The organism is Bacillus sp. CHD6a (genome assembly GCF_001293645.1).
Classification (GTDB): Bacteria; Bacillota; Bacilli; order Bacillales; family Bacillaceae_I; genus Sutcliffiella_A.
Map to the genome: position 1 here is coordinate 1 of NZ_LBMD01000052.1, position 2,046 is coordinate 2,046.

1 protein-coding gene and 1 riboswitch are annotated in these 2,046 nt (G+C 39.1%); the gene reads left to right on the plus strand.

Annotation, left to right across the window (positions count from 1 at the left end):
* Positions 1–97: 97 nt before the first annotated feature.
* A riboswitch (purine riboswitch) is annotated at positions 98–199 on the plus strand.
* A gap of 132 nt (positions 200–331) precedes the next feature.
* Positions 332–1,657, plus strand: a complete 1,326-nt coding sequence (locus AAV98_RS19710) for an NCS2 family permease (protein ID WP_060667204.1) — start codon at positions 332–334, stop codon at positions 1,655–1,657.
* Positions 1,658–2,046: the final 389 nt, after the last annotated feature.

Here is a 2,046-nt window from a genome sequence, read left to right on the forward strand (position 1 = left end):
GGGTTAAAAACGAACATTGGTAAAAATTATTTGTCGAATGTTCGCATTTTATGTTGACGAATCTTTGTTAGGTTGGTAATATAAAAAAGAAATTATCATACATTTATAGTTCAAATCTCGTATAAATTTGGGAATATGGCCCAAAAGTTTCTACCAGGCTACCGTAAACAGCTTGACTACGAGGTAATAGGAACTAGGTGATACTTAAATCTAGATTTTTTTAGATGAATGTTTCACTTCTTCCTATCCTCGTCTGTTAAATGTTAGCGCTCCTGGTTTATGCCAGGAGCGTTTTCTTTTTTGTACGAATTATCTTGAGGAGGATCTTTGCATGAAGAATTATTTTGAGTTTGAGAAACACGGTACTAGCTACAAAACAGAATCCATTGCGGGACTAACGACATTTCTGGCAATGGCCTATATATTGATAGTAAATCCACTGATGCTTTCTTTGGCAAGTGTGGGAGACTATCCAGATGCCCTTCGCATGGATCAAGGTGCTATCTTTACAGCGACAGCCCTATCCGCAGCAGTTGGTTGCTTGATCATGGGACTCTATGCAAAATATCCAATCGCACTTGCACCGGGTATGGGTCTTAATGCATTCTTCGCTTATTCCGTTGTACTTGGCATGGGCATCCCTTGGCAAACAGCATTAGCAGGCGTATTAGTTTCTGGGATCATCTTTATCTTTTTAACACTATTCGGTATTCGCGAAAAGATTATCAATGCTATTCCAGCAGAATTAAAATATGCAGTTGGAGCAGGTATCGGACTATTCATCACATTCATCGGTTTTCAAAATGCAGGTGTTATCGTCGGGGACGATGTAGTACTTGTTGCACTAGGAGATCTAACAAACGGTAATACATTACTAGCAATCTTTGGTCTAGTTATTACAGTTATTCTTATGGTAAGAGGAATTAAGGGCGGTATCTTCTTCGGGATCGTCATTACAGCAGTGGTTGGTATGCTTTTTGGTTTAATTGACAAACCTTCTGCGGTTGTCGGAGCAGTTCCAAGTATCGGATCTACATTCGGTGCCGCGTTTACTAGTTTAGGAGATATCTTTACGATTCAAATGCTAGTCGTTATCCTTACATTCTTATTCGTAGATTTCTTTGACACAGCTGGTACCCTTGTGGCCGTTGCAAACCAAGCGGGGTTCATGAAAGACAACAAACTCCCACGTGCAGGCAAAGCGCTTTTCGCAGACTCTGCAGCAACAGTAGCTGGAGCTGTACTTGGAACGTCCACTACCACTTCCTACATTGAATCATCTTCGGGTGTAGCAGCTGGAGGTAGAACAGGATTCGCATCTGTGATAACAGCAGGGTTGTTCTTATTGTCACTAGTATTCTTCCCATTGCTTTCCGTCATCACTGAACCAGTAACAGCACCAGCACTAATCATTGTCGGAGTGTTGATGGTATCAGCATTAGGAAAAATTGATTGGAACAAATTTGAGATTGCAGTTCCTGCATTCTTAACAGTCATCGCAATGCCATTAACATACAGCATTGCAACAGGTATTGCAGTAGGTTTCATCTTCTACCCAATCACGATGATCATGAAAGGTAGAGCGAAAGAAATTCACCCAATCATGTATGCATTGTTTGTCATCTTCGTTCTGTACTTTGTTTTCTTAGTTGAATAGTTTAATAGAAGAAGAGTTATGAAATCCCTGCTATAATATGGCAGGGATTTTTTCTGTTAAGAATGTTTGAGGAAATGTAGAGGTGGTACCATACTTATAAGAGGTTGCACTTATATCTTCTTTATATAGAAGAAAGTCCTCTTAAAATAGTAATTTAAAATTATATTAAAAAAGTAGTTGACCTTGTTACGGTTAGCATGGTATATTATTATTCGTTGCTGCAAAACACGATTTGTTAACTCGCTGTAATGCTCGCAACAAAAACTTTAAAAAACATGTTGACGAGAAACAAACAACATGGTATAGTAATTAAGTCGCCACGGAGCGACAGAAAATGATCTTTGAAAACTAAACAAAACAACAGCGTCATAACGTCGGTTCTACGGAAT